This window comes from Xaviernesmea oryzae (genome assembly GCF_900109605.1).
GTDB lineage: Bacteria > Pseudomonadota > Alphaproteobacteria > Rhizobiales > Rhizobiaceae > Xaviernesmea > Xaviernesmea oryzae.
Genome location: NZ_FOAM01000024.1, coordinates 37,557 through 62,105 on the forward strand (window position 1 = coordinate 37,557; position 24,549 = coordinate 62,105).

General features: G+C 61.2%; 22 protein-coding genes and 1 pseudogene. 15 read left to right on the plus strand and 8 right to left on the minus strand.

Annotation, left to right across the window (positions count from 1 at the left end; translation table 11 throughout):
• Position 1: 1 nt before the first annotated feature.
• The 3 genes from BMX61_RS22195 (at position 2) to BMX61_RS22205 (ending at position 3,859) form a co-directional block, all read left to right on the plus strand.
• Positions 2-886, plus strand: a complete 885-nt coding sequence (locus tag BMX61_RS22195) for an ABC transporter permease (protein ID WP_083639462.1) — start codon at positions 2-4, stop codon at positions 884-886.
• Positions 883-2,532, plus strand: a complete 1,650-nt coding sequence (locus BMX61_RS22200) for an ABC transporter ATP-binding protein (RefSeq protein WP_075628036.1) — start codon at positions 883-885, stop codon at positions 2,530-2,532. The genes BMX61_RS22195 and BMX61_RS22200 overlap by 4 nt, the downstream gene beginning before the upstream one ends.
• Before the next feature lie 91 nt (positions 2,533-2,623).
• The gene (locus BMX61_RS22205; RefSeq protein ID WP_075628035.1) at positions 2,624-3,859 is read left to right on the plus strand and encodes a CapA family protein; all 1,236 of its coding nucleotides are present in this window, start codon (positions 2,624-2,626) and stop codon (positions 3,857-3,859) included.
• 93 nt (positions 3,860-3,952) lie between these two features.
• On the opposite strand, the gene BMX61_RS22210 is transcribed toward BMX61_RS22205, so the two are convergent.
• A complete protein-coding gene (locus BMX61_RS22210; RefSeq protein ID WP_075628034.1) occupies positions 3,953-4,207 on the minus strand; it encodes a helix-turn-helix domain-containing protein in 255 nt (84 codons plus the stop codon).
• Between the two features lie 213 nt (positions 4,208-4,420).
• Here BMX61_RS22210 and BMX61_RS22215 point away from each other — a divergent pair, with 213 nt between their 5' ends.
• Positions 4,421-4,843 (plus strand): helix-turn-helix domain-containing protein, encoded by a 423-nt coding sequence (locus tag BMX61_RS22215; RefSeq protein ID WP_075628033.1) that lies wholly within the window; start codon positions 4,421-4,423, stop codon positions 4,841-4,843.
• Between the two features lie 138 nt (positions 4,844-4,981).
• On the opposite strand, the gene BMX61_RS22220 is transcribed toward BMX61_RS22215, so the two are convergent.
• Genes BMX61_RS22220 through BMX61_RS22230 form a run of 3 tightly spaced genes read right to left on the minus strand, consistent with a single transcriptional unit; the run spans position 4,982 to position 6,768 of the window.
• Complete coding sequence (locus tag BMX61_RS22220; protein ID WP_075628032.1) at positions 4,982-5,821, minus strand: MBL fold metallo-hydrolase; 840 nt, start codon at positions 5,819-5,821, stop codon at positions 4,982-4,984.
• Between the two features lie 21 nt (positions 5,822-5,842).
• Entirely contained in the window at positions 5,843-6,169 is a 327-nt protein-coding gene (locus BMX61_RS22225) for a hypothetical protein (protein ID WP_075628031.1), read from the minus strand.
• Positions 6,169-6,768, minus strand: a complete 600-nt coding sequence (locus BMX61_RS22230; protein WP_234794786.1) for a sugar ABC transporter — start codon at positions 6,766-6,768, stop codon at positions 6,169-6,171. Before BMX61_RS22230 ends, BMX61_RS22225 begins: the two co-directional genes overlap by 1 nt.
• A 114-nt stretch (positions 6,769-6,882) precedes the next feature.
• On the opposite strand from BMX61_RS22230, the gene BMX61_RS22235 reads away from it, so the two are divergent.
• The 3 genes and pseudogenes from BMX61_RS22235 to BMX61_RS22245 all read left to right on the plus strand — a co-directional run.
• Positions 6,883-7,773: a LysR substrate-binding domain-containing protein gene (locus BMX61_RS22235; RefSeq protein WP_075628029.1), complete on the plus strand. Its 891-nt coding sequence runs from the start codon at positions 6,883-6,885 to the stop codon at positions 7,771-7,773.
• 884 nt (positions 7,774-8,657) lie between these two features.
• The gene (locus BMX61_RS22240) at positions 8,658-11,234 is read left to right on the plus strand and encodes an alpha-L-rhamnosidase-related protein (protein WP_075628028.1); all 2,577 of its coding nucleotides are present in this window, start codon (positions 8,658-8,660) and stop codon (positions 11,232-11,234) included.
• A 61-nt stretch (positions 11,235-11,295) separates the two neighbouring features.
• Positions 11,296-11,736: pseudogene (locus BMX61_RS22245) on the plus strand (gamma-glutamyltransferase); the annotation flags it as partial.
• A 30-nt stretch (positions 11,737-11,766) separates the two neighbouring features.
• Here BMX61_RS22245 and BMX61_RS22250 read toward each other — a convergent pair.
• Positions 11,767-12,960, minus strand: a complete 1,194-nt coding sequence (locus tag BMX61_RS22250) for an ROK family protein (protein WP_075628026.1) — start codon at positions 12,958-12,960, stop codon at positions 11,767-11,769.
• A 197-nt stretch (positions 12,961-13,157) separates the two neighbouring features.
• On the opposite strand from BMX61_RS22250, the gene BMX61_RS22255 reads away from it, so the two are divergent.
• From BMX61_RS22255 to BMX61_RS22275, 5 genes are all read left to right on the plus strand, one after another.
• A complete protein-coding gene (locus tag BMX61_RS22255; RefSeq protein WP_075628025.1) occupies positions 13,158-14,435 on the plus strand; it encodes an ABC transporter substrate-binding protein in 1,278 nt (425 codons plus the stop codon).
• Between the two features lie 143 nt (positions 14,436-14,578).
• On the plus strand, positions 14,579-15,460 hold the full coding sequence (locus tag BMX61_RS22260; RefSeq protein ID WP_075628024.1) for a carbohydrate ABC transporter permease: 882 nt from the start codon (positions 14,579-14,581) through the stop codon (positions 15,458-15,460).
• Positions 15,460-16,311, plus strand: coding sequence for a carbohydrate ABC transporter permease (locus BMX61_RS22265; protein ID WP_075628023.1), 852 nt, complete (start codon positions 15,460-15,462; stop codon positions 16,309-16,311). The genes BMX61_RS22260 and BMX61_RS22265 overlap by 1 nt, the downstream gene beginning before the upstream one ends.
• 63 nt (positions 16,312-16,374) lie before the next feature.
• The gene (locus tag BMX61_RS22270) at positions 16,375-17,511 is read left to right on the plus strand and encodes an ABC transporter ATP-binding protein (RefSeq protein WP_075628022.1); all 1,137 of its coding nucleotides are present in this window, start codon (positions 16,375-16,377) and stop codon (positions 17,509-17,511) included.
• A 20-nt stretch (positions 17,512-17,531) separates the two neighbouring features.
• Positions 17,532-19,670, plus strand: coding sequence for a beta-galactosidase (locus BMX61_RS22275; RefSeq protein ID WP_075628021.1), 2,139 nt, complete (start codon positions 17,532-17,534; stop codon positions 19,668-19,670).
• 103 nt (positions 19,671-19,773) lie between these two features.
• Here BMX61_RS22275 and BMX61_RS22280 read toward each other — a convergent pair whose 3' ends face one another.
• Positions 19,774-20,145, minus strand: a complete 372-nt coding sequence (locus tag BMX61_RS22280; protein ID WP_075628020.1) for a DUF427 domain-containing protein — start codon at positions 20,143-20,145, stop codon at positions 19,774-19,776.
• Positions 20,146-20,243: 98 nt separating this feature from the next.
• On the opposite strand from BMX61_RS22280, the gene ggt reads away from it, so the two are divergent.
• The 3 genes from ggt to BMX61_RS22295 all read left to right on the plus strand — a co-directional run bounded on the left by ggt (position 20,244) and on the right by BMX61_RS22295 (position 23,000).
• The gene (gene ggt / locus BMX61_RS22285; protein ID WP_075628019.1) at positions 20,244-21,986 is read left to right on the plus strand and encodes a gamma-glutamyltransferase; all 1,743 of its coding nucleotides are present in this window, start codon (positions 20,244-20,246) and stop codon (positions 21,984-21,986) included.
• Between the two features lie 352 nt (positions 21,987-22,338).
• Positions 22,339-22,584, plus strand: a complete 246-nt coding sequence (locus BMX61_RS22290; protein ID WP_075628070.1) for a FitA-like ribbon-helix-helix domain-containing protein — start codon at positions 22,339-22,341, stop codon at positions 22,582-22,584.
• Complete coding sequence (locus BMX61_RS22295; RefSeq protein ID WP_075628018.1) at positions 22,581-23,000, plus strand: type II toxin-antitoxin system VapC family toxin; 420 nt, start codon at positions 22,581-22,583, stop codon at positions 22,998-23,000. The genes BMX61_RS22290 and BMX61_RS22295 overlap by 4 nt, the downstream gene beginning before the upstream one ends.
• A 170-nt stretch (positions 23,001-23,170) precedes the next feature.
• Here BMX61_RS22295 and BMX61_RS25225 read toward each other — a convergent pair whose 3' ends face one another.
• Positions 23,171-23,809, minus strand: coding sequence for a site-specific integrase (locus tag BMX61_RS25225; protein WP_170855003.1), 639 nt, complete (start codon positions 23,807-23,809; stop codon positions 23,171-23,173).
• Between the two features lie 435 nt (positions 23,810-24,244).
• Positions 24,245-24,549: tyrosine-type recombinase/integrase (locus BMX61_RS22305; protein WP_170855004.1), on the minus strand; the 305-nt coding region annotated here is incomplete at its 5' end.

Sequence of the window (24,549 nt, forward strand, 5' to 3'; positions counted from 1 at the left end):
CATGATCGCTCAAACGCTTCGAACATGGTGGAAGTGGTGGAAGTGGTGGCCGTTCAGGCATAACGAACTGCCGAAGCTCTTTCTCTGCGCCTATGTTCTTTTGGCGCTTGCCGCACCCCTCTTGGCGCCGCAGAACCCATACGACCCGACGCAGATCTTCGCCTGGGAGGCGTCGTCGGCGCCCGGAACGCCGTCAGGTGGCGGCTATGTCTACTGGCTTGGAACTGACGGTCTCGGGCGCGATATCGCCAGCACCATCCTTTACGGACTGCGTATCAGCCTGATGGTCTCTGTCATCAGCTCCGCCATCGCCGCTGCAATCGGCCTGGCTGCGGGCGTCAGCGCGGCTTTCTTCGGGCGCTGGGTCGACATCGTCATCATGCGGCTGGTCGATCTGCAATTGAGCCTGCCGACCATGCTTGTGGCGCTCATCGCCATCGTGACGCTCGGGCCGAGCATCGACCGGATTATCCTGGCTCTGGTCATCGTGCAGTGGGCGGCCTATGCGCGCATGGTCCGAGGCGTTGCGCTTGGCGAGCGAGGCAAGCCCTATGTCGATGCGGCTCGCCTGCTTCGGCTTCCGACACACCGGATCCTCTTCCGCCATGTTCTGCCCAACAGCGTCCCGCCTGTGGTCACTCTCATTCCCATCGAGATCGGCCATGCCATCGCGCTGGAGGCAACACTGTCCTTCCTCGGGCTTGGCGTGCCCGTCGACAAGCCGTCGCTCGGCTCAGCCGTCGCGAATGGCTTCCAATACCTGCTGACCGGACAATACTGGATCAGCCTGTTTCCCGGTCTGGCCCTGTTCGGCCTGATCGCCAGCATCAACTTCGTCGGAGAAGACCTGCGCCGACGGCTCGATCCCCGGAGAGAACCCCAATGACAGACGCGGCCTTCTTTGCGCCTCTGCTCGAGGTGCGCAACCTCTCGCTTCAATACCGCTCGCCGGGCGGACCGATCCCGATCCTGCACGACATCTCACTCTACCTGAAGCAAGGAGAAGTGGTCGGCATTATTGGCGAGTCCGGCGCTGGCAAATCCACGCTTGGCAATGCCATCCTCGGGCTGCTGCCCCCTGCCTTTGAGCAGAGCGACGGGACCATCTGCATCAGCGGGATGGACCTCGACCGCATAGACAGCCGACAAGGCGAAGCCCTTCGTCGCCGCCGGATATCGGCAGTGTTCCAGGACCACACGACCTCGCTCGATCCCCTCATGTCCGTTGGTGCACAGATCGCAGAGACGATCCGGGCAGCAGAGCCGACCTTGTGCTCAGAAGACGTCTATCGGCGCGTTGTCGCGCTGTTGAAGCAGGTGGAGATTGACGATGCAGAGCGGAGGTTTCGCGATCGCCCGCATCAATTCTCCGGCGGACAAAGACAACGCATCGTCATCGCCATGGCGCTTGCGGGATCACCTGACCTCATCGTCGCGGACGAGCCGACCTCGGCGCTCGACGCCACGGTGCAAAAGCAGATCCTCGCTCTGTTGCGTCATCTCGTTGAGGAGACCGGAATCTCCATTCTTCTCGTGACACACGATATGGGGGTGATCGCCGAGATTGCCGACAGGGTCGTGGTCATGCGGCATGGCCACATCGCGGAGCAGAATGCGGTCTCGGTGGTGCTGGACCAGCCGCAAAACGATTACACGCGCCGACTTCTGGCCGCCGTTCCCAAAATTCGGCTGACAGGCGACAGCGTGGACACGTCTGTAGCCGACACAATCTCAGTGCCAGCGCTCGCCATCGGCGGGCATGGCATCACCAAAACGTTCCCCCTCGGCAGATCAGTCCTTCCGTTGATGAATTCCAGGCGCAAGGCAGCCCTTCAGGACATCTCGTTCGACCTCCTGCCGGGTGCCATCACTGGCGTCGTCGGCGAGAGCGGTAGTGGCAAGTCGACGCTCGGGCGGATCTTCGCCGGGCTGGAGCAAGCCGATGCCGGCACGATCAGGATCGGTGAGGAGATAGTCGATGCCTCACGCTCCAGCAGGAAAACTGGCTTGCTCGGCCGCGTCCAGATGATCTTCCAGGACCCTTCGGTATCGCTCAATCCCCGCATGACGATCGAAAAAGCGCTTCGTGAAAGTGTCCGCTATGGCGCTCGGGCGACAGGCAACGGGTCGGGGAGCCTTGGCGCGATGATGGATCGTGTCGGTTTGAGCCGCAGCCTTCTCGCCCGCTATCCGCACCAGTTGTCAGGTGGCCAGAAGCAACGCGTGGCCATCGCGCGTGCGCTCCTTGCCCGGCCGCAGATCATTGTTGCCGACGAGCCGACATCGGCTCTGGATGTGTCGGTGCAGGCCGAAATCCTCGATCTGTTGAAGGAGATCGTCGCCGAGCAGAACGTCACCGTGCTGTTTATCTCGCACGACCTTGCGGTCGTGCAGGCGCTCTGCCGCTTCGTCTACGTGCTGAAGGCTGGCCAGATTGCCGACTCCGGTTCCTCGGACTTCATTTTCACGCGCTCGCAAAGCCCTTACACGCGCAGCCTGATCGACGCTCGGCCTCGCCGTTTCACACATTGATGTCCGGACAGGTACGACGCCTGAGCTCGGCTTTTCCCGCAAATCGCCAATTCATCATTGCGCCGGCCGCTCTGCCGGTTGGAGGTGTTCCATGTCCTCAAACTTCACCATCGCCGTGACAGGCCAATCGCTGATCAAACACGATACCCGTGGGATCGATGCGCCCGGCTTTGAGGCAGTGACGTCGATCCTGCGTTCGGCCGATCTCGCGTTCACGAATTTCGAGGGGACGATCTTCGGCCGCAATGGCGGATGGCCGCTGAAGGGTTCGTTTTATGGAAGCAGCGAACCTGTCGTGCTGGATGCCCTCAAGGAGATGGGGTTTCAGGCGCTTGCGCTTTCCAACAATCATGCTTTCGATCTCGGTCCGCCCGGTGTGATGTCGACCCTCGAAGAGGTCGAGGGCAGGGGATTCCTGCATGCCGGCCTCGGGAAAGATCATGCGGAGGCGGCAACCGCCGGTACGGGGCAGATCGCCGGTCGGCCGGTCGCGCTCGTCGCGATGGATGGCGGCCCGGGACCTGATTTCATGTATGCGTCGGATGGTGGCGACGAGCGGCCGGCTCGACCCGGTGTGAACCGGCTGCGGCTGAACCAGGTGCTCAAAGTCGATGAGGTGGCCTTTGAGCAGCTGCGCGCCATAGAGCGGCAGGTCGGCTATACCCGCATGGACCTGACCAACGACAGTCAGCCCGATGATCCGCCTGTTGTCGGTGACGACGAGATCGGGATCGCGCGTGCCTTGTTCAAATGCGCAGATTGCTTCGGCCGAAGCGTCAAGATCGATGAGGAGGACATCCAGCGCAATCTTGCGACGATCGCTTTCTCAGCCAGCGAAGGACGTTTGACCATCGCATATCTGCATCATCATCACTGGGCGTCGAATTGGTATCAGGTCCCGGACTGGGTGAGCACGGTTGCAAAGCGATGCATCGACGCGGGCGCCTCGATGTTCGTCAGTCACGGAGCGCCCATCCTGCAGCCAGTCGAGCTTTATCGCGGCCGCCCCATCTTCTACAGCCTCGGCAATTTCATCTTCAACGTCAAATCGGAGAAGTCTCTTTGGACGGCGCCGGAGATTTGGGAGAGCGTGATTTCGGTGTGCACATTCGGACCGGAAAACCGCCTGCAGGAGGTGAAGTTCTATCCTGTTATCATCGGCGGAGACGAGGCGCTGAGCGATGGGAGGCTCGAGCGGCGCCTCGTACCGCAGCGCGTGGCAGGGCCGACGGCGGAGCGGATCCTTGGCAGGTTCGCCGATCTTTCCCGAGCATACGGTACCGATATCCGTGTGTCCGAAGACGTCGCCATCTTGCAGATGGCGTGAACCCGCGCGGAACAATTCGCCGACCTGCGGGGTATTTTTTTGGCATGGGGAGGACAGTGGAGGCGGCTTTGCCGACCCCACTAGCACGCAACGTCAGCTTTTCGACCCGACGTCGTCGGCTTCAGCTTTGTGTTGTTTCGCAGGCGCCCGCAGGAGATCTGCAACCTCGACCTCTAGGATGTGCGCAATCGTCTCGATCGTATCGATGGACGCGCTGTATTGGCAGCGCTCCAGAGAACTGACATAGGTCCGGTGAATGCCGGCCTTGAAGGCAAGATCCTCCTGTGACAGGCCTCGTGCTTGTCGCGTTTTGCGAAGGTTCGATGCAAAAATCTTTCGGATGCTCATGCCGCAAAATGATGCGCAAGGCAGAGCATTCATCTACAGAGTATACAATGCAAATCCACGTCTTTGACCGGGGGGCACGGAAGCGCCCGCAAAAGAACGAGATTGATTTAAAGATAGGCGGAAGCCATGGCGATATGGAAGCCAGGCTGCCGGCGCCTGGGCTGATGATCGTTCTTCAACTCCGCCAATGGGTTTGGAAGAGGTTGTTTAAAAATGGTGGGTAAGAAAAATCTTTCCGGCGTCAAAGAAGCCAACCCTGTCGATGTGCACGTCGGGAACCAGATCCGCATCAGACGCATGCTGATGAAGATTACCCAGAGCGATCTTGGCGCACAGGTTGGCGTGACATTCCAACAGATCCAGAAATACGAACTCGGAAAGAACCGTGTCAGTGCCAGCCGTCTGCAAACGATGGCCAGCATCCTGGGCGTGCCGGTTGCCTATTTCTTTACAGGGCTGCGCGACCGGTCTGAGCCGCAGTTTGATAAGCAATGTGAAGACGATGTGGCACGCGGTCGACTGACAGCCGAAGCGATCCAGTTCAACGAGGCTTATCTCCGAATTCGGAGCCATGAGCTTAGGACAAAGATCGTTGCATTGGTGGTGGCCTTAGCAGTCAAGGACCAGAGTGAATGATGACCTGCAAATCTTGCATAGTCTCCTTCGAGACTACACTCTTGCTCGCAAGAGGATCGTCGATGTGATCTGGTCGAAGGATCCGCCGGCCGCTTATTTTACAAGGCTCTCGCATGGCGGCGAATGAGGTTGCGATGGCTACGCGAGATAAGCGACTTCATAGCCTGAATGCGCTCGCTTGGTATGGGCGAACCCGGGTATGCCAAGATGCATTCCGCCTATCAGCAGTTTATCCGCGCTGACAAGGTCCAGCAGCTTTGATCTGGTCTCCGCTGCGAGCGAAGGGTCCTGGTCGAAGGCGATCGACACCTCCGGCCGCGGGATCTGGATGCTTGGAAAATGAACGATGTCACCCCAGACCAGCAGGCTGTCTGCGCCGGAGTCAAGCTGATAGCCGGTGTGTCCCGCCGTATGACCGGGCAGCGGCAAGGCGGTGATGCCGGGAAGCACCTCACCGCCGCTGAAGGGGCGCAGCCTGTTTCGATAGCCATCAAACGCACGGCGCGCGATCGGGAAGTTGCCGCGTGCCCGCTCACTGGCGCGGGCGAGATGGCCATCGTCTGCCCAGAAGGCGAGCTCCTGCTGGTGGACGACAAGCTCCGCATTGGGAAAGGCCGCTTCGCCGGATGCCGATATCAGCCCGCCGACATGATCGGGGTGGCCATGAGTCAATAGGATCCCGTCGATATTGCCCGGGAGGACGCCCGCAAGCGCGAGATTGGCGAGGAGATTGCCGCCCCATTGCCTGATTCCTCCGGCTCCAGCGTCGATCAGGATCGTGCGGCCCCCGCCGCGCACGAGATAGGAGTTGATGTGAATGGCCGATGGCTCTGCCATTCCCGCATCCTCTTGCATGCGCAGGGCTGCTGCGGGGTCGATGCCCGACAGCAGTTCAAGGCTGGCGTTCATGTGGCCGTCGCTGATCGCGGTGATGGTGAAATCGCCGATCTTTTTGCCGGGTAATGCGGGACGAAGCATAGTTCTTCTCCTGGCGGCGGCTCAGTTTCGCGCGCAAATGTGGTCTGCCGCGTAGCCGAAGCATCGAATACGAGCGGTCGAAGTAGTCGCGGCCTGGATGGCGGTGTCGAGTTCGCTCATGAACCGTTGCATCACCGCCGGCGTGCGGGAGAGGCCGAGCCGGTAGCGGATATCGACGAAGGCTGGATGGCCGCGCCCATGGCGCACCGGCACGTCGATGACATGCACGTTCTCAAGCGCCGCTTGCAGAATGTCCGTGCAAAGTTCAGTGCATCGGTCGGTCAGGCTGGCGAGCGTGCTGTCCGAAGGCATGACCTCGGCAGGCAAGAAGATGGTAACATTCGGCATCAGAATCTCCTCGCCGAGTGCGAGATGACGCCATCGCCACTCGTCAACTGCGGCGTCATCGGCGCGTAGACGTCAAGGTCATCAGGCATATTGGCGATGTCTGGCAGACCGTCGCGAGGCGCGGTGGCCAGCCAACGGCGTTCCGGACATTTCTCCAGTTCGACCGCCTGCATTGCGCTCGGATCGAGGCCAAGCTGAATCAGCGGATCGGGGCCCGTCGCGCTCAGCAGCAGAACCTCACCGTCCCTGACAGCCGGCGCCCGGTCGAGACTTCCATAGAGATTGCGATGCCAGTCGGTAATGTGCTGCTGCCAGCGCGCGAAGTTCCCGCCGCCCTTCTTGCGGTATTCCTCGCCGGTCAGGATATCGAGGCCATCGATCGTATGCAGCGCGAGATAGACCGGGCAGCCGCCACGCAGTGCCTTGAAGCGCTGCGAGGTGTGAAAGCCGCTGACCGATATCAGCGCCGGCAACTTGTTCTTGCTGTAGAAGTCGTTCCATTCGGCTTCGCTCGCTGGATCAGCAAAGCTGCATTCCACGGTGTAAATCATTGGACCGTCCTCGCCGGCACATGCGCCGATCTTGTCTTTTGTTGACATGACGTCATCATAGGCGGGCCATGGTGCGTCATGTATCGTTTTTAGATCATCCTTCAGTGATCAAATGTCATGCTGAGGCCCAGTAACCTCTCGACTTGTCTGCCGGAGAGACAGATGCGCCGAAAAATCCCCAGCCACTCGGCGCTTCTTGCGTTCGAAGCGGCGGCTCGTCACGGAAGTTTCGCGCGCGCGGCCGATGAGCTTGTCCTCACAGAGGGGGCCGTCAGTCGACAGATCGGTCGGCTCGAAGCCTTTCTTGGGGTGCTGCTGTTCGAGCGCATTGGCAATCGTGTGCGGCTGTTGCCGAATGGCGCGCGCTATGCAGCCCAGGTTCGGGAGACGCTCGATCGGCTGGAACGCGACAGCCAGTATCTGATGGGCCAGCCGAGCGACGGGGCAAGTCTCGATATCGCCGTGCTGCCGACCTTCGCGACGCGCTGGCTCATCCCCCGCCTGAAAGGATTTCAGGAGCGGCATCCGAACATCACTGTGCATCTTGCCGAGCGGATGGAGCCGTTTGTTCTTCCCGGCAGCGGCTTCGATGCCGCTATCCATTTCGAGCATCCAGCCTGGACGGGAATGCGAACCCATCGCCTGCTGCACGAGGTGCTCGTTCCCGTCTGCCATCCCGCGCTGATCGAGGATCAAGACCGAGCGATGGCCCTTGATGCACTGCCGCGCCTGCATCGCCGCCAGAACCCGGATGCGTGGCAGCTCTATGCCGAGGAAAGTGGAATTACATTGAACAATCCGGCCATAGGTGCGCGCTACGATCTGCATGCCATGCTGATCGAGGCGGCTTTGGCCGGTCTTGGCGTCGCCTTGGTGCCGCGCCTCTATGTAGAGGAAGATCTAGCTTCTGGCCGGCTTATCGCGCCGTGGCCGGAGGGCCAGTCGATCTCAAAGACGTTCTGCCTCATTCTCCCCGAGCCGATCCGGCTCAGCGAAGGCCCGATGCAGCTGTTTGCGGAATGGATCGTGCAGGAGGCGACGAAACACACATAATGGTGCCGACGCGAGCGGAGCTCGGCAGCCGATAAAGACATCCCACAGCGACCTACAGATCGTTCACCCGTCGATATCGCCAAAGCGCACAGGGCCGAACATGACTCCTGACTGGCGTGACGAAACAGGCGAAAAAAATCTGTCGATGCAGAGACGCCTGAAGGTCCTCTTGATACAAGTCAGCCTAGGGAAATGGTCTCATTTTCAATCACCTTGTCATTTTGATCGATTTTGATTGGATGAGCTTCGATGTAACGCCTGAGCAGGTGCTGCCGCGGGCTGGCAAAGAAGTCGCCCAAAGCAAAGTCCTGTTGATCAGGAATTGAAGCGATTTTAGTCTGCTTGGAGCGAATGAGCAGAAAATTTGCTAACGGGCGCTAGTTTTTTCCAGAAGGCAGCCAGGGCCAGACAAGCGCTACAAAATCAAATTCCGTCAGTCATCATCATCAACGCAGGAATTCAGAGCGGTCTTAATCGGAAGTGTTGACAACAAGAATTCAATTGACAATAAATGACTAAATTAAAAATTGGCTCCTCGTGCTGGAAATGGCGCATCGGAAGAAACCATGCGAGACACAGCGGCGCCAAGTTGTCGCTTGAGTGGAAGAGGACCTCTCGCGCCACAGGGTCTCACTGAATGAGGATCTTGCTGAAGGCAAGTCTTCCCGCGTCACGAAGATGTTCGCGATAGCGGATCGATACGGCTGCGTCCTGCGCCATGACCGCGTGGGATGCGGCGGCTTCCATAAACCACGGAGGCCCTTTGGATAAAGGGTCAGGGTACGCGTTTGAGGAGACGCGCGCCGGGGCTTTTGCACGTCTTCTTGCCGGCATGGGAGTTGCGGGCAGGGAGTGTTTATTCTTGCATCTCGGGAGGAGATCAGATGCTTCATATCCTTTCAGGCCGCGCCCCGCGGCTACGCGGCGGCGTGGCCGCGACAGCCCTGATGGTGTCGGCGGCGCTTGGTGGCGCCCATGCGCAAGAGGTTGCGCCGCAGACCCTTGTGCCGGCCGCAGCCGATGTTTGTCCTACGCGCGTGGTCAGCGCGTCCAGCAATATCAGCAATGCCAATGGGCTGATCTGCGATGGCACCAACGGCGCCACATTCAGCGTTTCGTCCAATTCCCCTGCGACGATCGTGCTCGATTACGGCCGCAATGTCGGTGGCATTCCCTTCTTCAAGGTCGGCGTGGTCAGCGGCTCGATCCAGCTAAAGGCGTCCTATTCCGAGGCCCGTCGGTACCTTTCGACCAATGGCGACGGAGCGGCCCCGCCGGCCCAGTCTTTCGGCACGGGCGAAGGCGATCCCAAGCGGTATGACGACTACGTCATCGACAAGACCGGTCTGGTGACCAATTACTACAATCAGGCCGGCGAGCGCTATCAGATGCTGACGATTTCCGGGTCTGGCATAGTCCGGCTCGACGGCGTCGGCATCACCTATATCGCCGACCGCAAGCAGCCTGCCGATTATGGCGGCGCGTTTCATTCCAATGACAGTGTGCTCAACAGCGTCTGGGCCGCCGGCGTCTACACCGCCCAGCTCGGCTCGGTGCCCGCACGCTCCATGCCGGGAAATTTCCGCATCGTCAACAGCAGCCTCGAAGCGCGCGGCGCCAGCAATCTGACTGGCGGTTCCGACATCGGCTATTACACGCCCGGCAAGGATTGGACTGACTATAAGCTCACCCTGCAGGCCAATATCGTCAACAGCCAGGCGGGCTGGGCGGTGCGAACGCAAGACCCGCAAAATGGGATCGTCTTCCTGCTCGACACCTCCAAGCAGCTTCGTGCGCTGTCGGTCATCAACAATGTTTACAAGCAGATCGCATCGGCCACCGTTCCCTTCAACATCACGGCCGGCACCTGGTATGATGTCACGACCACGGTCAGCGGCAAGACGGCGTCGGTCAGCATCAACGGCGTCAATGTGCTGAATGCCGATATTTCCGCCTTTGCCAAGGGGTCGATCGGCTTCCGCGAATATAGCGGCGAGACCGCTTTGTTCCGCAACGTCGTGGTTTCCGGCGGCGCCCAGCTGAACCTGGCGATGAATCAGGCCAGCGATCTCAGACAGTTCTGGATTCCCGGTAGCAATGAAGTGGCCGCGATCATGGACGGGGCGAAGCGCGACCGGCTGATCTGGTCGGGCGATATCGACACCGCAGGCCCGACGATCGCCTACGGGCTCGGCAATAACGACTATCTTAAAGGTTCGCTGCAACAGCTGGCCTTGCGCCAGCATACCAGCGGCTTTGTGGAGGGGGCCGTTCCAGCGACCTATCCCTTGATCGCCGGCAACAACCTGACATCCGAGACCGGGGTCTATTCCGCCGATTATTCGATGTATGTCGTGCTCGGCGCCTTCGACCATCTTCTGTTTAGCGGAGATCTCGACTTCGCGCGCAGCCTGTGGCCTGTCGTTCAAAGGCAGATGGCATGGAACGCCACGCGCCTGGACAAGCGCGGGCTGTTCATCACCCGCAAGGAAGATGGCGCGGATTGGGACTTCTACGATCCAGAGAAAGTCGGCGCGATCACAGCCTATAATGCGATTTACTACCGCACGCTGCTCAGCGCTGCGGCGATCGGCGATGCGCTGGGCGAAACCACCGCTGCCGCCGATTATCGCAGCCAGGCCGACAAGCTCGGCAAGGCGATCAACGCCAATATGTATAATGCGACCAAGGGCTATTATAAGATCAGCGACACGGTCGATATCATCGCGCAGGATGCCAATGCGGCCGCGCTCTTCGCCGGGCTCGCGCCGGCCGATCAGGTCCAGAGGATCCTGGACAGCATGAAGAGCGCGCTGTGGACGACCAAATACGGGCCGCTTCCCTTTGGCAACACCTGGTGGAAGTCGATCGTCAGCACCTTCATCTCGGGCTATGAGGTTCAGGCGCGTTACGCATCAAACGACACTCTCAATGCGGAAGCGCTGATCCGCAACGTCTATGGTTGGCTGGTCAATCCGAAAAATCCCGATGTCAGCTACACGATGTGGGAGAATATCGCCACGGACGGCACACCCGGTTTGGGAAGCTATACGAGCTTGGCGCATGGCTGGGCGACCGGCGCGGTGTCTGCCCTTTCCGGTTACACGCTCGGCATTCGCCCCATCACACCCGGCTTTGCGAGCTGGCTAGTCCAGCCGCATCCTGGTAGCCTGACGGATGTCGATGGGCGTGTGCCGACGCCGAATGGACCGATCGCCGTCAAGTGGAGCCGAACCAGCGGCAAGTTCACGCTGAGCTTCAGCGCGCCTTCCCAGACAACGGGCATGGTCGGCGCGCCGCTGCTCGACGGCACGGATGTCACTGTCTCACTGGATGGCAAGGTCGTATGGCAAAAGGGAGTTGCCGTTGGTGTCTCCAACGCGGTCGTCAGTGCAGACGGCCAGTTTCTCTATCTCTCGCAGCTGCAGGGTGGCACTCATAGCTTGGAGGTGGTCAAATGATCTTCAACGCAGACGCAGCTTGGACAATGGCGACCATCTCTGAAATCATGCGCCAAAGATGGGCCAGGCCAACGCGATTGCGCCGGGCAAGACGCCGCTTTCCTTGACGAGCCCGACGATCGTCACCAAGGACGGCAAGCTCTTCATGGTGATCGGCGGCCCCGGCGGCGCACGGATCATCACCATCACGCTGGAAGCCATCCTCAACGTCATCGATCACGGAATGACCATCAGCGAGGCTATCGACGCGCCCCGCATCCATCACCAGTGGCTGCCGGACAAGGTCGTCATGGAGCCCTTTGCACTGTCGCGGGACACGCAGAGACGTCTTGCGGATATGGGGCATGATGTCGGCATCGATCCCGATTGGACCATCTGGGGCCAAGCGGCCGGTATCCTGATCGGCGGCGACAGTGTCGGCAGCATCGAGGCCGGAACCGGCGCGCCGCTGAACGGCGCCATGGACGTCCGTTCCCTCACAGGTCGGGCAGTGAGTTATTGAAAAGCCGCCGGCTGGCCGGGCGGTCGGGGATCATTTGTTCGAGCTTGGCTCCGTGCGCTCGAAATTGAAAAGATGCTGGGTGGCGAGCGCTGCGGCGCCGCGCGCCCAAGAGCCGGCGATCCAGTCAGGCAGGATGTCCGGCCGGGTGAAGAAGAGATAGTCGGACATGCCGCGTCGGATGGGTGCGAGCAATGCCTCGGCATAATGCATGGATTCGCCGCCGGCGATGATGACTTCGGGATCGAAGAGATTGACGAAATCGGCCAGATGCCGACCGATGCGCAGGCCTGCTTCCTCCACGATCCCGAGCGCGACGGCGTCGCCTGCCTCCACGGCCGCCAGAAAGGCGTCGCGCAGATCGGAGGGCCTGATCCCTGTCGGCGCACCGGCCTTCGCAGCCCATTGTTCGATCATCGCGGGTTCGGCCGCATGGGCCTGAAGGCAACCGCGCCGGCCGCATTCGCACAGCCGACCGTTCTTCTCGGTCACGACATGGCCAAGCTTGCCGGCCACGCCATGGCTACCGTGATAGATCTCGCCGCCGATGACCAGGGATGCGCCGATGCCCGTACCGACGGCCAGCGCGATGAAATCGCGATGCTGGCGCCCGGCGCCGAAAAGGCGCTGGGCAACGGTGAAGGCCGCGATATCGTCGTCGATCCAGACGGGCACATGGATGCGCGCACGCAAAATCTCGGGGAAGGGCAGGTTCGTCCAGCCGAAGCGCGGGCTTTGCAGACAGATGCCCTTGATGGCATCGATCTCCCCGGGAATCGACACGCCCACGCCCATGATCGGTTCGCCCTTGCGTCCCGCCGCTTTCAAGAGCGCCGGGATGGCCTTGTCGATGGCGTCCACCATCGTCTCCGGTTGCGTATCGACAACCGGCATGGAGAAGCTCGTCAGCGGCGTGGTCGCCAGATCCGTCAGCACACAGTCGATGCTGTCATGGCGCAGTTTGAAGCCGACCGCCAGATGGGCCGCATAGTTGATGTCGATGGGAACCGGCCGCCGGCCCGTCGCTCCCGTCTGCACACCGGGTTGCACCCCGCATTCGATCAGCAGCGTTTCCCCCATCAGCTCGGTGACGACCATGGTGACGGCCGCCGGGCTCAGGCCGGTGATCGTGGCGATTTCGGCACGCGAAAGCGCGCCGCGATGCCGCAGGAGGTTGAGGATGAGCCGCCGGTTGAGCGCCCGGGAGGTACTAGGATTGCCGCGCACGATCTTCCTTTAATTTATTTTGTAAATTAACTATTGTTGCCTGCCGCAGACTACGGTAGGACTCTGCCTATGGCAACGGAGGGAGCCACCCTTGAGGAGAGGGTGGATCGATGCCGATTTCGAATTGAGATCAAAGTCTTGCTCTTTGGCTGCATCGGCGGCCAAGGCTTGAGCGCGCGCGTCTTGGGAGGAGTGCGATGACATCGATGCAGAAGGGATCCTCGATTTTGGGCGCGTCCGTTTCGCGCCGGCGGTTGCTGGTCGGCGCAGGCACGGCGATCGCCGCCGCGTCGCTGTTCAGCCCGGCCGTGGCGAAGGGCGGTGAGGTCAAGATCATCTCCAATCTCGGCGGCGCCGAGCAGCGCGCCGTGCTGGCCCGTGTGGCGGCAGCCTATGAAGCCAAGACCGGCGTCAAGGTCGTGATCAACAATATGGATCATGAAGCGCACAAGACCGCAATCCGCAGCTATCTGGCCGTCGGGGCGCCCGACATCTGCTTCTGGTTTTCGGGCAACCGAATGAAGACCTTCGTCGTACGCGACATGTTCGACGATATCTCCGATCTGGTCGCGCGTGAGGGCTTGGCCGACAAGCTGGGCGTGACGCTTTCGGCGGTGACGGTCGACGGCAAGCAATATGGCTTGCCGATGGCCGGTATCCTCTGGGGCCTGTTCTACCGCAAGGATGTGTTTGCCGAGAAAGGCTGGGCGCCGCCCAAGACCTATGCGGAGATGCTGGCGCTCGGCCAGTCCGCGCGCTCGGCCGGCATGGCGCCGATGGCTATGGGCACCAAGGAGCTCTGGCCGACCGGCGGCTTCTTCGATCATCTCAACCTGCGCATCAACGGGCTGGACAAGCACATGGCGTTGATGGAGGGCAAGGTCGCCTACACCGATCCCATGCTCAAGCCAGTCTTCGACACCTGGGAAGAGCTGATCAAGGCCGACTTCTTCTCGCCGAACGGCTCCTCCTTCGGCTGGGAGCAGGCGGGCGCCATGCTGGCGCAGAAGAAGGCGGCGCTGATGGATCTGGGCGGCTTCGTTCAGAGTGCTTTTCCCAAGGAAGAGCGCGATCAGATCGCTTATGCGCCCTTTCCGGAACTGGTTTCCGGCATGGCGCGCTATGAGGATTTCTCGGTCAACTCGATCCACATCCCGAAAAAGGCCGCCAACAAGGAGGGCGCTCGCGACTTCCTGGCCTTCTTCTACGCGCCTGAGAATTTGGGCGACTTCATCGAGGCCGAAGGCGGCATTCCCCCGCGGAACGACTGCCCGCCAAGCAAGGATGCGCTGGTCAATACCGCCGTGGAGGAGCTGAAGAAGGTCAAGGGCACGGCGCAATATTACGACCGCGACACCGATCCCGACATGGCCCAGGAGGGTATGAAGGGCTTCCAGGAATTCACCATCAAGCCCGAGCGGCGCGAGCAGATCCTCGCCCGCCTGGAAAAGACGCGGGCACGCGTCTTCAAATGAGTTCTCGTCTCTAGGAGTTCTCCCGGGCGGGGCGCGGATCATCCTCATACAATGCGCCCCGCCATCTTTCCCGGCTTGCAGGCGATCGGGCCCTTCCGCCCGTTCGTCTGCCTCGAGCAAAACGGCTTCGATGGAGCTGAGCCATGACCTCTGTCTGGCGGCGGCAGCTGCGCCGCATATCGCCCTTTCTGTTCATCCTGCCCGGCGCGCTGCTTTTCGGCACCGTCATCCTGCTAGCCTGCGTCGAGACCGTCTATATTTCCTTCCACGATTGGGACGGGATGGGCGCCATGCGCTGGATCGGGTTCGGCAACTACGCCGAGCTGATCGCCGATCCACAATTCTATGTTTCGCTGAAGAACAACCTGATCTGGCTCGCACTCTTCATGCTGGCGCCGCCGCTGGGTCTGGCGCTTGCTCTTCTGGTCAATCAGCAGATCGCCGGCATGCGCATCGTCAAATCGCTGTTCTTCATGCCGCTGGTGCTCGCTTCGGTGACGGTGGGTCTGGTGTTCGGCTGGGTCTATGACCCGAATTTCGGACTGCTGGCACTGATCGTCCAAGCCTTCGGCGGCGAGCCGCCGGCGCTTCTGTCGGATGAAAACACCGTCACCTATGCCATCGTCCTTGCCGGTCTCTGGCCGCAGGTCGCCTTCTGCATGGTGCTGTTTCTGGCGGGGCTGAACAATCTTTCATCGGATCTGATCGGCGCCGGCCGGGTGGATGGCGCGCGGGGCCTGGCCATGTTCCGCCATGTCGTGCTGCCGCAACTCACCCAGGTCAGCTTCATCGCGCTCGCCGTCAGCGTCATCGGCGCGCTGCGCTCCTTCGACATGATCGCAGTGATGACGGCGGGCGGTCCGTTCGGCTCTTCCACCGTTCTCGCCTACCAGATGTACGAGCAGTCGATCTTTTCCTACCGCTTCGGCTATGGCGCGGCGATCGCGACCGTCCTCTTCGTGATCATGGCCGCCTTCATCACCTGGTATCTCCTCATGATGAACCGTATGGAACGGAGAGGCTGATGTATCCGCGTCCGATCCCCGAAGAAAGTCCGCGTGCCAGGCTCTTCTATATGGCTGGCGTTGCGCTCGTCCTGCTGCTCTGGCTTCTGCCGCTTTGCGCGGTCATGCTCACCTCGATCAAATCGACCGAGGAGATCATGGCCGGTGCCTATTGGACCTGGCCACAGCGTTTCAGTCTGATCGACAACTACACCGCCGTCTTCACGCAGACGGCCATGGCGCGCTTCTTCCTCAACAGCCTGATCATCACGGTGCCTTCCGTCATCCTTGTGCTGATCCTGTCGACGCTGACCGGTTTCGTGCTCGCGCGCTACCGTTTCCCCGGCAATTGGCTGGTCTTCGCGCTCTTCGTCGGCGGCAATTTCCTGCCCGCGCAGATCATGATGATCCCGGTGCGCGATCTCATGGTTTCGCTCGGCCTCTACGACACCTTCTGGGCGTTGATCATCTTCCACACGGCCTTCCAGACCGGGTTTGCCACGCTGTTCATGCGCAACTTCATTTCGGCTTTGCCGGATGAGCTCTTCCAGGCGGCACGGGCCGAGGGCGCTTCTCCGGCCCAGACCCTGATCCATGTCGTCGCGCCCCTGATGCGTCCGGCACTGGCCGCGCTCGCCATCCTCACCTTCACCTTCGTCTGGAACGATTATTTCTGGGCGGTGGTGCTGACCCAGAGCGACACCGTCAAACCGGTGACGGCGGGTCTGAACAATCTGCGCGGCGAATGGACCTCTGCTTGGAACATCGTCGCCGCCGCCACCATCGTCGTCGCCATTCCGCCTGTCACCATGTTCTTTCTGATGCAGCGTCATTTCATCGCCGGCCTCACCATGGGCGCTGTCAAAGGCTGAGGCTGCCTCGACTTCGACCCGGTCCAGCCGCCGCAGGCGCACCAATTCTTGCAGGAGTTTTCCATGGCTCATGTCGAGCTTGCGAATGTCGACAAATATTACGGACACTATCACGCGCTGCGCGGCATCGACCTCTCGGTCGACAAAGGCGAGTTCATCGTCATGGTCGGGCCTTCCGGCTGCGGAAAATCGACCACGCTGAAGACCATTGCGGGCCTGGAGTCGATCAGCTCCGGCCGAATCGTCATCAACGGGCGCGACGTGACGCGCGAGGAACCGGGCGATCGTGGCATTGCCATGGTCTTTCAATCCTACGCGCTTTATCCGCACATGACGGTGGCGGAAAACATGGGCTTCGGGCTGCGCATGCAGAAGCGGCCCAAGGCTGAGATCGACCAGGCGGTCCTGCGCGCCGCCGAGATCCTGCGGCTGACGGACCAGCTCGACAAACGGCCGAAAGCCTTGTCCGGAGGCCAGCGCCAACGTGTCGCCATCGGACGGGCGATTACCCGCTCGCCGGAGGTGTTTCTGTTCGATGAACCATTGTCCAACCTGGATGCCGCTTTGCGCACGCAGATGCGCGTGGAGCTTTCGACGCTGCATGAGCGGCTCGGCTCGACCATGATCTATGTCACGCATGACCAGGTGGAAGCCATGACCATGGCCAGCCGCATCGTCGTCTTCAACAAGGGGATCGTTGAGCAGGTAGGCGCGCCGTTGGAGCTCTATGCCAATCCGGTCAATCTCTTCGTCGCCGGCTTTCTCGGGGCGCCGCGCATGAACTTCGTCAGCGTGCGCCTTGGCCGGATCGTCGACGGGACGGCCGAGGTGGCTGTGGATGGTGGACCGACCTTCCAGGTCCCCGTTGTGGCGGACCTGCCGACGATGCCGCCGGGCGCGACGCTCACGCTCGGCATCCGGCCGGAAAACATCGTGCTGAGGCCCGCATCGGCGGGGACGGTGCCGGCGACCATCCGCCTGGTCGAGCAGCTTGGCCGTGAAACGATCCTCTATGTCGATGCCGGGCTCCTCAAGGCCAGCAGCTCCGAGTCCGGCACTGCCAATCTGACCGTGCAGACCGCCGAGCCACGCCCCCTCCACACTGGTGAGGCCATTCATCTGAGCCTGCCCGAAAACGCGCTCTTCCTTTTCGCCCCCGATGGCCGGCGCATCAGCCGCGCCAGGCCGGTTTTCTCCTGATCTCGATAGGTTCGTTCACAATGACACGCATCCAACCCAAGCCGCTTTCCGTCTGGCGTCCGACCTCTCTCGACCAGGCCTGGATCGGCGCGCCGCATTATCCCGAGCATGTCGACCGCTCCTACTGGGAGCGCGATGCCGAGCGCATGGCGCTGGCCGGCTTCAACATCACCCGGCTGGCCGAATTTGCCTGGCACATTCTGGAGCCGCACGAAGGTGTCTTCGACTTCGGCCTGTTCGATGAGGCGATCGAGGTGCTCGGGCGCCATGGCGTCAGGACGATTCTCTGCACGCCGACCGCCACGCCGCCGCGCTGGCTGACGCAACGCTATCCCGAGGTGCTGCGTGTCGATGCGCAGGGGCGGCAGGCAAGCCATGGCTCGCGCCAGCATGCCGATACGACGAGCCCCGTCTATCGCCTGCATAGCCGCCGCATCACCCGCGCCATGGCCGAGCATTACCGGGACAATCCGCATGTTATCGCTTGGCAGACCGACAATGAGCTGAACACCACGGTGTCCGAAAGCTACGGGCCGGCAACGCTTCTGGAATTCCAGCGCTTCTGCCGGGAAAAATACGGCTCGATCGAGGCTTTGAACGCGGCCTGGGGCGGGGATTTCTGGGCAACGGCCTATCAGAGCTTCGACCAGCTGGTCCTGCCTAGGGGGATGAACCCGACCTATCTGAGCCCCGGCCATGTCCAGGATTATCACCGGTTTCTGGCTGCCGCCACCGCGCTCTTCCAGCATGAGCAGGTCAAGATCCTGCGCGCTGCCAATCCGGACTGGATGATCTTTCACAATCTCGGTAATCTCGCCGATATCGATTTCCGTGGCCAATTTGGCGAAGACCTCGATTTTCTCGGTTTCGATATCTACCCGTTCCTCTATGACGAGATGCGCCGCGGCGGCGGTCACGAGCCGATGCAGGCCTTTCATCTCGACCAGTGCCGCGCCTTCACCGGCAATTTCATCGTGCCGGAACAGGCGTCGGGATTGGGAAGCCAGCCTGGCTTTTCCTCCAACGTGCCCGAGCCCGGCGAAATGCGGCGCATGGCCTTTACCTCGGTCTCACGCGGGGCAGACGGGGTGATGTTCTTCCGCTGGCGTCCGGCGCATTTCGGGGCTGAGATCTACTGGAACGGCATTCTCGACCATGACGACCAGATGCGCCGGCGCTTTGACGAGGCGCAGCAATTCGCAGGCGAGATGAAGCGGATCGAAAAGGATCTGCTCGGCACCAGCGTGCGCATGGACCTGGCGATCGCCGGCGCGGATTTTGACAATCAGGAGGCCTACAAGACCTATCCGATCGGCCTGCCGAGCCCGCTGCAGGACAGCCAGCTGCTGCATGGCGCCGCCTATCGCCGTGGTATTGCCTGCGGCCTCATCCATCCGGAAGACGACCTTTCACGGATCAAGGCGCTGTATGTTCCACATTGGGTGATGTGGAAGGATGAATGGAACGACGCGGTCGAGCGCTTCGTCCAAGGCGGCGGGACGCTGATCCTTTCGGCTATGACGGGCACGCGCACGCCCGACAACCATGTGCTGCGCGAGCAGGCGCCGGGCAGCAGACTTGCTGCCCTGTCTGGGGTTCGGGTCAGCGAGTTCGGGCCGCTCGCCGCGCCCGGCGCCGATGGGCTTCTGCAGGGCTGGCGCGAGAACGGTCCCGGCTTCTACCAGCCGGCCGAGCGCCCGGCGACCAGCGCTGCGCGCCGGCGCTACGACTTCGCCATCGGCAATCGCGGCTTTACCGCCGGCCATCTCTATGAGCGGCTGGACGTGGCAGAGGGCGTGGAAGCCTTGGGCCGCTGGACCAGCCGTTTCCTCTCCGGCGAGCCGATGCTGACGCGACGCCGGCAGGGCAAGGGACAGGTCCTTTACCTTGCCACCTATCTGACGCCTGACCTGGCCGAGGCCCTTCTCGACCTGCTCGCAGCCGAAGCGGGCATCGCGCCGCTGCTGGATGACCTGCCCGAGGGTGTCGAGGTGGCCGAGCGCGAGGGAGGGGATCGCCGCTTGCTCTTCGTGCTCAACACGCGGCACGAGCCTGTCGAGGTCAGCCTGCCGCAGGGGCAGGAGCTTCTTCAGGGCACGCCTACCGGCGCCGCGACGAGCCTTGCCGCATACGACGTGCGGATCATCAGGCTGACCTAGAGCTATTCCGAATGTTTAGCATCGGCCTAGAAACGCAGGATCTGTTTCTGTCAAAAGGTGAAACGCTCTAAGCGCGCGAGACCTCCGGCGGCCGACAGTCTCTTCAAGCTTCTGTCTCGATCACGACCTTGTTCGGATAGAATGCAAGATGGCCCGCAATAGCGGAAACGGCCTCATGGGGCGTCTCATAGCTCCAGACGCCGTTTTGCCCGTCAGCTCCGGTCGGAAGGTCGAAATAGGACGCATCACCCTTGTAGGGGCAATGTGTGGAATGCGTGGAGCGGTGGAGCGCCGTCATGTCGGCGTCTTGCCTCGGCACATAGTACACTGCGGGATAGGCCGCTTCCTTCAGGGTGAGAGCCCGCCGGCTGTCGGCGATCACCCTGTCGCCGGCGCACACCACTACGCGGCCCTCAAACGGGGCGATGCTGATCGGGTGACTCGCGTCGGGGATTTTGAATGGCTTGCCAGTCATCGATTTTCTCCTCACTCTGGCTTGCGTGCGCGCCAGGCAATGGCTTGCCTGTCGCAAGAAGCGCGCGCTTCAATATAGGTCGAGGAGGAGAATTCTCCATGCGCATGTCGGTGAAAGCATGTCTCACCATCCTGACGACCGCCACACTCGTCATGGGACGGGCGTTGCCCGTGTCCGCGGCATCTCCCGCGGCTGTACGGGCCGAGCACGGAATGGTTGTCAGTGCCCATCGGCTGGCGTCCGAGATTGGTGTCGACGTGCTGCGCAAAGGGGGCAATGCCGTCGATGCGGCGGTTGCTGTGGGCTATGCGCTGGCCGTCGTCTATCCCTCGGCCGGCAATATCGGCGGCGGCGGGTTCATGACCATTCGCCTTGCGGGCGGCGGCACGCATTTTCTCGACTTCCGCGAGCGGGCTCCGTTGGCGGCCAGCAAGACCATGTATCTCGATGCCGCAGGCAACGTCGTGCCGGGCCGCTCGACCGCAGGCTATCTTGCCGTCGGCGTTCCCGGGAGTGTGATGGGCTTCGAAACCGCGCTTACCCGCTTTGGCACGCTTGCCCGCGCTGCGGTGATGGCGCCAGCGATCCATCTGGCGGAAGAGGGTTTCACGCTCGAAGACGGCGATGTCACCATCTTCACGGGCGGGGCGAAGAAGCTCGGCAAGGATCCTGCCGCAGCCCGGATCTTCCTCAAGGAGGGCAAGCCGTTTGCCGTGGGCGACCGCCTGATCCAGACGGACCTTGCGGAAAGCCTGCGCTTGATCTCCAGCCTCGGCCCGGACGCCTTCTACAAAGGGCCGATCACGGAGAAGATCGTCAAGGCCAGCGCTGCAAAGGGCGGCATTCTGGCGGCTTCCGACTTTTCGGCCTATGAGGTGCGCGACCTTGCGCCGATCAGGTGCCATTATCGCGGCTATGAGATCATCTCCTCGCCGCCACCGAGCTCCGGCGGGGTGATCCTGTGCGAGATCCTCAACGTGCTCGAAGGCTATCCCCTGGCCCATCTCGGGCCAGCCTCGGCCGAGACGGTGCATTACATGGTGGAGGCGATGCGCCATGCCTATGCCGACCGCAATGCCGCTCTGGGGGATCCGGCCTTTGTCGACAACCCCGTCTCCACGCTGCTGGACAAGGCCTATGCGGCGAAGATCCGGGCGGCGATCCAGCCTTTCCGGTCAGGCAAATCCGAGGCGGTCAAGCCGCTGGCGCTTGCCGAAAGCCACGAAACGACGCATGTTTCGATCGTCGACGACAAAGGCAACGCCGTCTCGATGACCTACACGCTGAACGGCTCGTTCGGGGCCGGTGTCGTGGCCGACGGGTCCGGCATCCTGCTCAACAACGAGATGGATGATTTCACCTCCAAGCCCGGGACGGCCAATCTTTACGGACTGGTGCAGGGCGAGGCCAATGCCATTGCGCCGGGCAAGACGCCGCTGTCGTCGATGAGCCCGACGATCGTCACCAAGGACGGCAAGCTCTTCATGGTGATCGGCAGTCCCGGCGGCGCACGGATCATCACCATCACGCTGGAAGCCATCCTCAACGTCATCGATCACGGAATGACCATCAGCGAGGCTATCGACGCGCCCCGCATCCATCACCAGTGGCTGCCGGACAGGGTCGTCATGGAGCCGTTTGCACTGTCGCGGGACACGCAGAGACTTCTTGCGGATATGGGGCATGATGTCGGCATCGATCCCGACTGGACCATCTGGGGCCAGGCGGCCGGTATCCTGATCGGCGGCGACAATGTCGGCAGCATCGAGGCTGGAACGGGTGCGCCGCTGAACGGCGCCATGGACGTTCGGTCCCTCACGGGTCGGGCCATGGGTTATTGAAAACTTGGCAGCTGACCAGGCAGTCGGGGGACTTTAGGTTGCGCCGGCGCTCGGCAGGTCGGCCGGCGTGCGCTGCTTTGGCGCCGGGCTGATGGTCTATGGCTGACGTGAGGGCATTAGACCGCCCATAGGCGCTACGTTGGCACGTCATCATGCGGCGCAAATGCGAGGCTGAAGGTGCTTGCCGATTCCTAGTCGATTGGCGACACAACCTCAGCGTCGCGATGCCTTGGCGAAGGAAATTCGCTGCCACGGAAAGGAACGCAGACCCTAGCTACATTTTCGCTCGTCTTGACCCAGCATCAGTCAACGACTATTTTGCAGTCAATGACTAATTGAGGTCGATATGGGTATGTCAACGATGACCATTCGTAACCTGGATGACGCGCTCAAAAGGCGTCTGCGCGTGCGCGCCGCTGAGCACGGCCGATCGATGGAGGACGAAGCGCGGGATATTCTGCGCGCGGCACTGTCTGTCGAGGCGGCACGTCATCCGTCACTGGTGGAGGCTATACGTGCGCGCGTGAGCGCGGTAGGCGGCGTCGAACTCGAACTGCCAGCACGCGAGCCCATCCGCACGCCTCCGGATCTAACATGATTGTCATGGACACGAACGTCTTGTCAGAAGTCTTGCGCCCGGCTCCGGAACCGAGCGTCCTGTCCTGGATGGCGGCGCAGCCGCGAACGGCTCTTTTTACCACGACCGTGACGCGCGCCGAATTGCTCTACGGCGCCAATTTGCTTCCTGACGGTCGGCGCAAGGCGACTCTGTTGCGCGCGGTTAGTTCGATCTTCACGGTTGACATGGCGAGGCAGGTGCTGAGCTTCGATAACGAGGCAGCCGACGCCTATGCGGACATCGCGGCCGCGCGCCAGATCTCGGGGCGGCCAATCAGCCAGTTCGATGCGATGATCGCGGCGATCTGTCGCTCCCGCGGCGCGAGGCTGGCGACACGAAACACGCGGGATTTTGTCGAGTGCGGGATCGATCTGATCAATCCATGGACGCTGTAAGGCGAGTCTTGGCCATAGCCGCTTGACGGCTGTGCACTCATTTGCCCGCCGATGCATTTTGGTGCGATATCGAATTTGAGGGTTGGACGCCCGCGCCGACGCGATAAGCTTCTCTGGCTCCTTAAAGCGGTAGCGGACCATTAGCTCATTACGCCGTAAGCCTGGTCTCCTCAAAGCCCTGCCGCTTTGGTGAGGTTGACGCGGAACCGATCTCCGCGCCTCTGGTACCGCCGCTTCATCTCAGCGGATGCGTGACCGAGCTGCTTTCGGACATATCGCTCATCAATCTCCGCCGAGAAGGCAAGACTTGCGTCGAGCGCGGGCGTGCGGAAGATCATCGGGCAGAAAGCTGGTGTGCCAGGCAAATTGTTCTTCACCCGATGTCGAGTCGAATTCGCTCCACCCACTGCGAATTGCCGGTCGGGATCAACGACAAGGGCATAGGTGCCCTGCGCTGCGTCAGGTAGATCGAGCTGGATATCGAGCAGCCATTCGTAGAGAAACCACAGCCGTCGCGCATAGGCGCCAATAGGCGCTGCGCGCACCATTTCAGCGATTGGTTCAGGTCCAATCTGCCGGAACAGGGCTTTCAGAACGGCAAGGTCCAACCCTTCATAGCGTAGCGCGAAGGTCATGTGTCCGGCAAGGTCGTTGTCCGGGTGATGGCGGGGGGTGTAAATGTTCCAACGCTCTGCCTCATAAACTTTATGACGTGGGCCGATTGCTGACAGGTTGATTGGTACAAGCACGGCTAATTCAAAGGCATCGATCAGCGCCGCATAGCCGACAGGGATCGCGGCTTCCGGCATCCAGCGGCCGTGAAAAATGCTGACCGCGCCTGAAACGGCTTTCTTTGCCCGTGCTCCATGAATCTCGATATCCGATTATGAAAATCAGTTCCTGAGCAAGATTCTCTTGAAATACAATTATAAGCAACGAATTTCGATAACAATGAGTCCGTGCTAACGAAAATTGATTCTGAAGGACGGTGCAATACACAAGATCTTCTGTAAACGGCTCATCGATCTAGCGGACAAACGGTACCACAAGGATTTGTGCCAGACGGAGAAGAAGCATGGATGATCTCGATAAGCTGATACGGACGCCCTCTGAGGATTAACAGCCCGCCGTAGCAAAGCGGAGAATTGAAACCCGCGGCCGTCGGGTCGCTCGACGGAACGCTAAAAATCGTTGCAGATATCGTGGGCAAGAAAGTCGATCTATCCAGTACCGCGGAGCACCGTTCAAAGATCTGAGCGAGCCATCGGCATGTGAGGGAGCTGCAACCCGACCGCTTTTGTTAAGTTGACGCGGAAGCGATCTTTGCGCCGCTGATACCGTCGCGTCATCTCAGCTGACGCGTGCCCAAGGTGTTTCTGCACATAGCGTTCATCGACCTCGGCCGAGGAGGCGAGGCCGGCGCGCAGCGAATGGCCGGAGAACCGGAAGGCCCGCTCGATCTCGCTGAGGTCGCCACAAATGCCAGCTGCCATCGCCGTCCGCTTCACCAGCCTGGCCACTTCCTTGTCATTCAATCGCTCGGCGCCGA

What these genes read in the sequence shown, in the direction of transcription:
- BMX61_RS22195 (WP_083639462.1), top strand. Translation starts at nt 2, where the DNA reads ATGATCGCTCAAACGCTTCGAACATGGTGGAAGTGGTGGAAGTGGTGG.
- BMX61_RS22200 (WP_075628036.1), top strand. Translation starts at nt 883, where the DNA reads ATGACAGACGCGGCCTTCTTTGCGCCTCTGCTCGAGGTGCGCAACCTC.
- BMX61_RS22205 (WP_075628035.1), top strand. Translation starts at nt 2,624, where the DNA reads ATGTCCTCAAACTTCACCATCGCCGTGACAGGCCAATCGCTGATCAAA.
- BMX61_RS22210 (WP_075628034.1), bottom strand. Translation starts at nt 4,207, where the DNA reads ATGAGCATCCGAAAGATTTTTGCATCGAACCTTCGCAAAACGCGACAA.
- BMX61_RS22215 (WP_075628033.1), top strand. Translation starts at nt 4,421, where the DNA reads ATGGTGGGTAAGAAAAATCTTTCCGGCGTCAAAGAAGCCAACCCTGTC.
- BMX61_RS22220 (WP_075628032.1), bottom strand. Translation starts at nt 5,821, where the DNA reads ATGCTTCGTCCCGCATTACCCGGCAAAAAGATCGGCGATTTCACCATC.
- BMX61_RS22225 (WP_075628031.1), bottom strand. Translation starts at nt 6,169, where the DNA reads ATGCCGAATGTTACCATCTTCTTGCCTGCCGAGGTCATGCCTTCGGAC.
- BMX61_RS22230 (WP_234794786.1), bottom strand. Translation starts at nt 6,768, where the DNA reads ATGTCAACAAAAGACAAGATCGGCGCATGTGCCGGCGAGGACGGTCCA.
- BMX61_RS22235 (WP_075628029.1), top strand. Translation starts at nt 6,883, where the DNA reads ATGCGCCGAAAAATCCCCAGCCACTCGGCGCTTCTTGCGTTCGAAGCG.
- BMX61_RS22240 (WP_075628028.1), top strand. Translation starts at nt 8,658, where the DNA reads ATGCTTCATATCCTTTCAGGCCGCGCCCCGCGGCTACGCGGCGGCGTG.
- BMX61_RS22255 (WP_075628025.1), top strand. Translation starts at nt 13,158, where the DNA reads ATGACATCGATGCAGAAGGGATCCTCGATTTTGGGCGCGTCCGTTTCG.
- BMX61_RS22260 (WP_075628024.1), top strand. Translation starts at nt 14,579, where the DNA reads ATGACCTCTGTCTGGCGGCGGCAGCTGCGCCGCATATCGCCCTTTCTG.
- BMX61_RS22265 (WP_075628023.1), top strand. Translation starts at nt 15,460, where the DNA reads ATGTATCCGCGTCCGATCCCCGAAGAAAGTCCGCGTGCCAGGCTCTTC.
- BMX61_RS22270 (WP_075628022.1), top strand. Translation starts at nt 16,375, where the DNA reads ATGGCTCATGTCGAGCTTGCGAATGTCGACAAATATTACGGACACTAT.
- BMX61_RS22275 (WP_075628021.1), top strand. Translation starts at nt 17,532, where the DNA reads ATGACACGCATCCAACCCAAGCCGCTTTCCGTCTGGCGTCCGACCTCT.
- BMX61_RS22280 (WP_075628020.1), bottom strand. Translation starts at nt 20,145, where the DNA reads ATGACTGGCAAGCCATTCAAAATCCCCGACGCGAGTCACCCGATCAGC.
- ggt (WP_075628019.1), top strand. Translation starts at nt 20,244, where the DNA reads ATGCGCATGTCGGTGAAAGCATGTCTCACCATCCTGACGACCGCCACA.
- BMX61_RS22290 (WP_075628070.1), top strand. Translation starts at nt 22,339, where the DNA reads ATGTCAACGATGACCATTCGTAACCTGGATGACGCGCTCAAAAGGCGT.
- BMX61_RS22295 (WP_075628018.1), top strand. Translation starts at nt 22,581, where the DNA reads ATGATTGTCATGGACACGAACGTCTTGTCAGAAGTCTTGCGCCCGGCT.
- BMX61_RS25225 (WP_170855003.1), bottom strand. Translation starts at nt 23,809, where the DNA reads ATGCCGGAAGCCGCGATCCCTGTCGGCTATGCGGCGCTGATCGATGCC.